General features: G+C 72.7%; 8 protein-coding genes. 6 read left to right on the top strand and 2 right to left on the bottom strand.

The features are described 5' to 3' along the window. Positions 1–106: 106 nt before the first annotated feature. On the bottom strand, positions 107–1,402 hold the full coding sequence (locus VGT06_05470) for a folylpolyglutamate synthase/dihydrofolate synthase family protein (GenBank protein HEV8662581.1): 1,296 nt from the start codon (positions 1,400–1,402) through the stop codon (positions 107–109). A 25-nt stretch (positions 1,403–1,427) separates the two neighbouring features. Further along, a complete protein-coding gene (gene accD / locus VGT06_05465) occupies positions 1,428–2,300 on the bottom strand; it encodes an acetyl-CoA carboxylase, carboxyltransferase subunit beta (GenBank protein ID HEV8662580.1) in 873 nt (290 codons plus the stop codon). 150 nt (positions 2,301–2,450) lie between these two features. Here accD and VGT06_05460 point away from each other — a divergent pair, with 150 nt between their 5' ends. From VGT06_05460 to VGT06_05435, 6 genes are all read left to right on the top strand, one after another. Further along, the gene (locus VGT06_05460) at positions 2,451–2,591 is read left to right on the top strand and encodes a hypothetical protein (GenBank protein ID HEV8662579.1); all 141 of its coding nucleotides are present in this window, start codon (positions 2,451–2,453) and stop codon (positions 2,589–2,591) included. A gap of 13 nt (positions 2,592–2,604) precedes the next feature. Further along, on the top strand, positions 2,605–3,228 hold the full coding sequence (locus VGT06_05455) for a lactate utilization protein (protein ID HEV8662578.1): 624 nt from the start codon (positions 2,605–2,607) through the stop codon (positions 3,226–3,228). Beyond that, the gene (locus tag VGT06_05450) at positions 3,225–5,417 is read left to right on the top strand and encodes an LUD domain-containing protein (GenBank protein ID HEV8662577.1); all 2,193 of its coding nucleotides are present in this window, start codon (positions 3,225–3,227) and stop codon (positions 5,415–5,417) included. The genes VGT06_05455 and VGT06_05450 overlap by 4 nt, the downstream gene beginning before the upstream one ends. Then, complete coding sequence (locus VGT06_05445) at positions 5,414–6,148, top strand: (Fe-S)-binding protein (protein ID HEV8662576.1); 735 nt, start codon at positions 5,414–5,416, stop codon at positions 6,146–6,148. The genes VGT06_05450 and VGT06_05445 overlap by 4 nt, the downstream gene beginning before the upstream one ends. After that, a complete protein-coding gene (locus VGT06_05440; protein ID HEV8662575.1) occupies positions 6,145–7,557 on the top strand; it encodes a LutB/LldF family L-lactate oxidation iron-sulfur protein in 1,413 nt (470 codons plus the stop codon). Before VGT06_05445 ends, VGT06_05440 begins: the two co-directional genes overlap by 4 nt. Beyond that, a partial coding sequence (locus tag VGT06_05435) for a lactate utilization protein (protein HEV8662574.1) occupies positions 7,554–8,221 on the top strand: 668 nt, incomplete at its 3' end. The genes VGT06_05440 and VGT06_05435, both read left to right, overlap by 4 nt.

Here is an 8,221-nt window from a genome sequence, read left to right as displayed (position 1 = left end):
GGCCCCGAAGGGAACTTTCGGGCGGTCGGGCTGCCGCTCGCCGGCGGAGTGTCTCCGCCCGGCAACGCCGGCGTGGACGCCCAGCCACACCCTGGCGGGCGCGGGGTCACCGGCCCAGATCGGCGAGGGCAGCGCCAGCGGTGAAGAGGGAGCCGGTCACGAGGATGGCGTCTTCCGGGCGGGCCAGGGCACGGGCTCTGGCGAGCGCATCCCGGACCTCCGGCACCACCTCCACGTGGGGGCAGAGGCCCCGGGCGGCCTCGACGAGCGATGCGGGGTCGGCCGCCCGGTCGCTCGGCGGCCGGCAGAGGATGGCGGCCGCGAAGGCGGGCAGCAGGATCTTCAGCATCTGGCCCCAGTCCTTGTCCTTCAGCGCGCCGAAGACCAGGAGGCGGCGGCCGGGGGCCTCCTCCTCGAGGAAGTCCCGTACCGCGCGGCAGGCGGCCGGGTTGTGGGCCCCATCCACCAGGAGGCGGGGCCGTTCCCCCACCACCTGGAGCCGGGCCGGCCAGCGGGCAGCGGAGAGTCCCTCCCGGATGCCTTCCTCGGACAGGGTCAGGCCTCCCTCCCGCAGTGTTTCCGCCGCCGCCACCGCCGTCGCCGCGTTCACCAGTTGGTGCCGGCCGAGCAGGCTGATCCGGAGGCTTCCCCGGTCGGTTCTGGGTCCCCGGAGGCTGAAGACCTGTCCATCGGGCAACGGGGCCTCCCGCAGCCAGGAGTAGGCGCCGGGCACATGGAGGAGGGGTGCCCCCCGCTCCTCGGCTGCCCGGCGGAGGACCGTGAGCGCCGGTTCCGTGGCGGCCGTCACCAGGGGGATGCCCGGTTTCACGATCCCCGCCTTCTCCGCCGCAATGGCCTCGAGGCTCTCCCCCAACAGGTCCTGGTGCTCGACGGCCACATTGGTGATGACGGTGAGATCCGGGGCGAGGACGTTCGTCGCGTCGTAGCGGCCACCCAGCCCCACCTCCACCACCGCCCACTCGGCGCCAGCACGGGCGAAGTGGAGGAAGGCGAGGGCCGTCGTCACCTCGAAGAAGGTGGGATGGGAGGGGAGCTCATCCGGGACGTGGGCGAAGGTGGCCTCCACGGCGGCCCGGACCTCGGCGGTGAGGGACGTCACAGCCGGAGGCCCGATCGGCTTCCCGTTGACCCGGATCCGCTCGCTGAAGTCCAGGAGGTGGGGGGACGTGTAGAGGCCGACGCGGAGCCCTGCCGCTTGCAGGACCGCGGCCAGCATCGCGGCGGTGGAGCCCTTCCCGTTGGTGCCGCCGACGTGGACGGCCCGGAAGGCCCGCTCGGGGTTCCCGAGGGCCTGGAGGAGCCGGCGGATGTTCTCCAGCCCCAGCTTGATGCCGAGGCGCTGCAGGCCGTACAGGTACTGGAGGGCGTCGGGGTAGGTCACGCGAGGCCCGGGGCGGGGCGGCCCCTCAGAAGGCGAGCCGCACTTCCTCCCGCTTCTCCGGTGCGAAGAAATCCAGGAGCTTGATGAGGGTGGCCCGGAGCTGTTTCCGGTTGACGATCATGTCCACGAAGCCGTGCTCCAGGAGGAATTCTGCCCGCTGGAAGCCGGGGGGCAGCTCCTGGCGGATGGTATCCTGGATGACCCGGGGGCCGGCGAACCCGATGAGCGCCTTCGGCTCGGCCAGGATGAGATCCCCCAGCATGGCGTACGAGGCGGTCACGCCCCCGGTGGTGGGGTCGCAGAGGACCGAGATGTAGGGCTGGCCGGCCCGGGCGAGGCGCCCGAGAGCCGCGCTCGTCTTGGCCATCTGCATCAGGGAGAGGACCCCCTCCTGCATCCGGGCGCCCCCCGAGCAGGAGACGATGATCACGGGGCAGCGCCGCTCGATGGCCCGCTCCACTGCCCGGGCGATCTTCTCCCCCACCACCGATGCCATGCTCCCGCCCATGAAGTTGAACTCCATGATGCAGAGCTGGACCTTGTGGCCCCCGACCGTCCCCTCCCCGGAGAGGAGGGCATCGTCCATGCCCGTCGCCTTCCGGGCGGCCTTCACCCGGTCCGGGTAGGGCCTGGCATCCTTGAAGTTCAGCGGGTCCAGCGAGCGCAGGTGGGCATCCCACTCCTTGAAGGAGCCCGGGTCGGCCAGCACGGCGAGGCGGGTCTTGGAGTCAATGCGGAAGTGATGGTCGCACTTCGGGCACACCCCGAAGTTGCGCTCCAGCTCCTGCTTGTAGATGATCTCCTTGCAGGCCTCGCACTTGACCCAGAGCCCGTCCGGCTCCTTGAGCTTGGTCTCCTTGATGCTGGCCGTCGGCGCCTTCCGCTTGAACCAGGCCATGGCCCCCTCCCGAATCGGGTTGGTGGTTCCCTATACTACAGTGCTGGAGGGGGTGTCAAGCCGGCCCCCGCCCGAAACGGGGGCCCGGAGGGCCACTTTTCCCCTTGACATTCCCCGGCCCCTTCTTCACCTTGAGGGCCGACGCCGGCCATGCTCCGATCTGCGGAACATCTGGTCCACAAGTACGGGATCCCCCTCTTCCTCTGGGAGAAGTACCGCACCGGGAAGAACCGCCACCTGCTCACGCACGCCCTCCTGACCTTCCTGGAGGCCCCCGGTCCCGCGTGGTGAGCCCGGAGCCCGCATGTCCCCCCCTCCTGTCCTGGCCGAGCGGCTGCAGGAGGTCTGGCGGCGTGCCGCCGGATCCGCGCCCGCCCTGCGCGCGCGCTTCCTGGCCGCCGCCGGCAAGATGGGCGCCATCGTGCACGAGGCCGGCTCCCGGGAGGCCGCCCTGCACCTCATTTCGGAGCTGGCAGAGAGCCGGGGGGCGCGCCGCCTCGTCGCCGCCGACGCGGCGCTAGCCGAGGGGCTGGCCCGAGCGGCCCCGGCCCTGCCCGCCTCCGATGCCGCGCGGGAACCCGGCAGCCTGCTCACCGCGGACTGGGGCGTCTCCTGGAGCGTCTGCGGGGTCGCCGAGACCGGCTCCATCATCGTGCACCTCGATCCCCCCGATGCCCGTCTGACCACCATGCTCCCCGCGGTCCACGCCGCCCTGCTGCCGGACACGGCCATCGTGGAGACCCTCCAGGACGGCCTGCTCGTCACCCAGGAGCGGATCCTCCGGCTGCAGCAGGAGGGCCGGCCCTCGTACCTCTCCTGGGTGACCGGGCCGAGCCGCACGGCCGACATCGAGCGCGTCCTGACGATCGGGGTCCACGGGCCGCGCGAGCTCCACATCCTCCTGGTGGCGGGGGAGGGCGGACCGTGAGCCGGCAGGCCGAGTTCCGTCTCCGGACCGCCGAGTCGCTCGCGAAGCCGGGGATCCGGGCGGCCCTCACCCGTTTCGGGACCGCCTACCGGAAATCCCGGGCGGATGCGCTCGCGGTCCTCGACTACGAGGCGGCCCGGACGCGCCTGCGGGCCTCCAAGGAAGATGCCATCGCCCGCCTGCCGGAGCTGGCCGCCGGGTTCATCGCCAATGCCCGGAAGGCCGGCGCCATCGTCTTCGAGGCCCGGACCGCCGAAGACGCCAACGCCTACATCGCCGACCTGGCGGCCCGGCGGGGCGTCCGGCTGGTGGTCAAGTCCAAGTCCATGGTGTCGGAGGAGATCGAGCTGAACCATTACCTCGAGCACCGGGGGATCCGGGCGCTGGAGATGGACGCCGGCGAGTGGATCATCCAGCAGGCCCAGGAGCGGCCCTCCCACAGCGTCATGCCGGCCATCCATCTCTCGAAGGAGGAGGTGGCGGGCATCTTCACGCAGGCACTCGGCCGAGAGATCGCCCCCGACATCCCGGCCATGATCGGGACGTTGCGGGCGGAACTCCGGGAGAAGTTCCTCGAGGCGGGGATGGGCATCTCCGGCGCCAACATCGCCGTGGCCGAGACCGGAACCATTATTATCGTCACCAACGAGGGGAACGGCCGTCTGGTCACCACCGCGCCGCCGGTGCACGTGGCCCTCCTGGGGTACGACAAGATCCTCCCGACCCTCGAGGAGGCCGGGCACCACCTCACGCTCCTCTCGAAGGCGGCCACGGCCCAGGGGATCACCGTCTACACCACGTTCATCACCGGGAAGACCGGCGCCCCCCGCTTCCCCCGCCCCGCCAGCTACGCCGGGGCCCCCGAGCCCGAGATGCACATCGTCCTCCTGGACAACGGGCGCTGGGCCATGCGGGACGACGCCGACTTCCGGGAGGCGCTGTACTGCGTGCGGTGCGCTTCGTGCGCCAACGTGTGCCCCACCTACCGCGTCGTGGGCGGCCACGTCTTCGGCCACGTCTACACCGCCGTCATCGGCGTCGACATCACACCGTTCCACCACGGCCTGGAGCACGCCGCCGTGCCCCAGGAGGCCTGCCTGCTCTGCGGGGCCTGCGTGGACGCCTGCCCGGCCAAGATCGACCTGCCCCGGATGATCCTCCGGATCCGGGAGCGCCTGGAGGAGCGCGATCCGCCCCGGGGCCTGCGGCACTTCTTCCTGACCCGCGTCCTCCCGAAACCTCGCGCCTTCGACCGGGCCGTGCGCACGGCCGGGCGCATCCAGCGGCTCCTCCCGGGCCGCGACGGCGCCCTCATTCGGGAGCTCCCCGGCCCGCTGCGCCGGCTGACCAGCATCCGGTCGCTCCCCGTGCTGGCGCGGCCCCCCCTCCGCGACCGGCTCCCCGAGGTCACCGCGGCCCGCGGGGCCCGCAGGCACCGGGTCGCCTTCTTCGGGTCCTGCCTGATCGACTACCTGTACCCGGAAATCGGCGAGGCGGTGGTCAGGGTCCTGCGCCACTGCGGCGTCGAGGTCTGCTACCCGAAGGGGCAGGGCTGCTGCGGCCTTCCCGCCTACTACGAGGGGGCGCGAGCCGGGGCTGTCGCCGCCGCGCGGGCGACCCTCGATGCCCTGGAAGGGGAGGGCGTCGATTACGTCCTCACGGCGACCCCGGCGTGCGGGGTCGCGCTCCGGAAGTACTTCCCGGAGTTGCTGGCGGATGACCCGGCCCGCGCCCCCCGCGCGGCGGCCCTGGCCGCTCGGACGAAGGAGTTCGCCGAGTTCTGCGTCGAGGTCCTGGGCCTCGGAGCCCCGGAGCCGGCCACGCGCGCAGACGCCACCCTCATCACCTACCACGACTCCTGCAGCTCCTACCGCCGCCTCAACCTGAAGGACCCGCCCCGCTGGCTCCTGAACGCGCTGCCCAAGTACCGGCTCGTGGAGCTGGACGAGGTGGGGGAGTGCTGCGGCTTCGGGGGACACTTCTCCGCCGACTACCCCGAAGTGGCCGGGCACGTGCTCGAGCGCAAGCTCGCGGCGGTGGAGCGGACCGGGGCGACGCTGCTGGTCCTGGATTCCCCCGGCTGCCTCCTGCACCTCCGCGGGGCCGTGCACAAGCAGGGCAAGCCCATCGCCGTCCGCCATCTGGCCGAGCTTCTCGCCGAGACCCTCCCGCCCGAAGGGGCCCCATGAGCGGGGCCCGCCACGCCAGCCTCTTCGTCACCTGCCTGGTGGACCTCTTCCTGCCCGAGGTCGGGCAGGCCATCGCGGCGGTCCTCGCCCGGGCCGGCGTGCGCCTCGACTGTCCGCCGGGCCAGACCTGCTGCGGCCTCCCTCTCTTCAACAACGGCTACCGGGAGGAGGCCCGCCGCGTGTACGAGACCGCCGCACGGCGCTTCGCCGGGGAGGGGCCGGTCCTCGTCCCCTCCGGGTCCTGCGCCTGGATGCTCCGGGTGGGAGCTCCGGAACTCTACCCGCCCGGCTCCCCCCGGGCGGCCGCGGCCTTCGCGCTCCGGGTCTTCGAGTTCAGCGAGTTCTTCGGGGAGACCCTGGGCTGCCCGGACCTGGGCAGCACGGGCTCCGGCCGCGTCACCTACCACGCCTCCTGCCACCTGCTTCGGGGCCTCCGGGTGGCCGATCCGCCCCGCCAGATCCTGCGCCGCCTCCGGGGCGTCGAGTTCGCCCCGCTCGATCAGGAGGAGGAGTGCTGCGGCTTCGGCGGCACCTTCGCCGTGAAGCTGGGGGCGGTCTCGACGGCCGTGATGGGCCAGAAACTTGCCAGCATCGCCCGGAGCGGCGCCGGGATCCTCACGGCCTGTGATGCCGGGTGCCTGATCCACCTGCGAGGAGGGCTCGCCCGGGTGAAGAGCCCCGTTCGCGCCATCCACCTGGCCGAGCTGATGGCCGCGGGGCTGCCGCGGTGAAGGCCACGGGAACGTTCCCGGCACGAGCCGAAGGGGCCCTGAAGGACGCCCAGCTGCAAGAGGCGCTGGCCCGGGCCACCACACGCTTCATCGGCCTCCGCAAGACCGCCTTCACCGACCTGCCGGACGGGGAGGCGCTCCGGGACCGCGCGGCGGCGGCCAAGGCCGAGGTGACCCGGCACCTGGACCGCTACCTCGACCGGTTCGTGACGGCGGCCAGGGCTGCCGGCTGCACCCTCCACGCCGCCGCGGACGCGGCCGAGGCCCGCCAGATCATCCTGGAGATCGCCCGCACGCGCCGCGTCCGCCGCGTCGTCAAGTCCAAGTCCATGGCGACGGAGGAGATCCACCTGAACCCCGCCCTCGAGGCGGCGGGCATGACCGTCACCGAGACCGACCTGGGGGAGTGGATCATCCAGCTCGCGAAGGAGACGCCCTCCCACATCATCGCCCCGGCCATCCACAAGACGAGAGGCCAGGTGGCGGCCCTGTTCGCGGCCGCTTCGGGCGGCCCGGTCCCGGAGTCCATCGAGGGGATGGTGGGCCTGGCCCGGTCCCTCCTCCGGGAGGCGTTCCTGACCGCCGATATGGGGATCTCCGGGGTGAACATGGCCGTCGCGGAGACCGGCAGCATCGCCATCGTCACCAACGAGGGGAACGGCCGGCTGGTCACCTCCCTCCCCCGGATCCACGTTGCCGTCATGGGGATCGAGAAGCTGGTCCCGACGCTGGAGGACTTCATCACGATCCTGAAGGTCCTCCCGCGGAGCGCCACCGGCCAAAAGGTCTCCTGCTACGTGTCGGTCCTGACCGGGCCGGCCCGCCCCGGCGAGGAGGACGGGCCCGAGGAGCTGCACCTCGTCCTGCTGGACAGCGGGCGGAGCGGGGCCCTCGGGACCGCGTTCGAGGAGTCCCTCTCCTGTCTCCGGTGCGGGGCCTGCCTGAACGTCTGCCCCGTGTATCGGCAGATCGGCGGGCACGCCTACGGGTCGGTGTACGGCGGGCCCATCGGCATCGCCATCACGCCGATGCTCACCCCCGGCCCGGAGGCGCACGCCATCGCCGCCGGCTCGACCCTGTGCGGGGCCTGCCAGGACGTCTGCCCCGTCCGGATAGACATCCCCCGGATGATCCTGCACCGGCGGGCCGAGGCGGTCGAGCACCGCGCCGCCCCGGCGGGGGAGCGCTTGGCCTTCCGGATACTAGCCCTGATCCTCCGGCACCCAACCCTCTACCGGCTGGCCGCGGCCGCGGGCCGCTTTCTCCAACGGCCCTTCCTCCGCCACGGGCGGATTCCCCGCCTCCCCGGCCCCCTGGCTGCCTGGACGGCGAGCCGGGACTTCCCGCCCCTGGCCTCCCGCCCGTTCCAGGCCCGCTGGCGTAGAGGGGAGGTGGCGAAGTCGCAATGAAGCTCGATGACCTCCTGGCGCGCGTCCGGACCCGCGTGAGGGGCGGGCCGGCCGCCGCGCCGCCACCTCCGGTTCCCCCCGCTGCCCCGGACCCGCTGGGGCTTCTCGCCCGCTTCGAGGCCGAGGCGGCGCGGGTCAACTGCGTGACGTCGCGGGCAGCCTCCATCGAGGAGGCGCGGGAGCAGATCCTGGAGGTGGCCTCCCGGCATCGGGTGCGCCGCGCCGTCTGCTGGGAGCACCCGCTCCTGGAAGTGCTCGGTCCGGCGACCGTCCTCGCCCGCCGGGACATCAGGGTGGAATCGGCGCCGGCGGCGGCCCGCTCCCCCGACGCCCGGGAAGCCTGGCTCAGGACGCTGGCCGCGGCGGACCTCGGCATCTCCGGCGTGGATGTGGCCGTGGCCGAGACCGGGACGCTCGTCCTGCACGCCGGATCCAGCCGGGGCCGGCTGGTCACGTGCCTGCCCCCCGTCCACCTGGCGGTCCTGACCCTTGATGCGCTGGTCGCGGACCTGTTCCACCTGCCTGCCCGCTGGCAGACCCTCCCCTCCGCTGCCCACCTCATCACCGGGCCGAGCCGGACCGCCGACATCGAGCTCTCGCTCACCCGGGGCGTGCACGGTCCCGCGGAGGTGCACGTCCTCGCCTGCCTCTTCCCGGCGCCGGC

The sequence above is a fragment of the Candidatus Methylomirabilis sp. genome (genome assembly GCA_036000645.1).
Lineage (GTDB): Bacteria > Methylomirabilota > Methylomirabilia > Methylomirabilales > JACPAU01 > JACPAU01.
The sequence above is the reverse complement of the archived record's forward strand: the minus strand, read 5'-3'. Positions and strand labels throughout refer to the sequence as shown.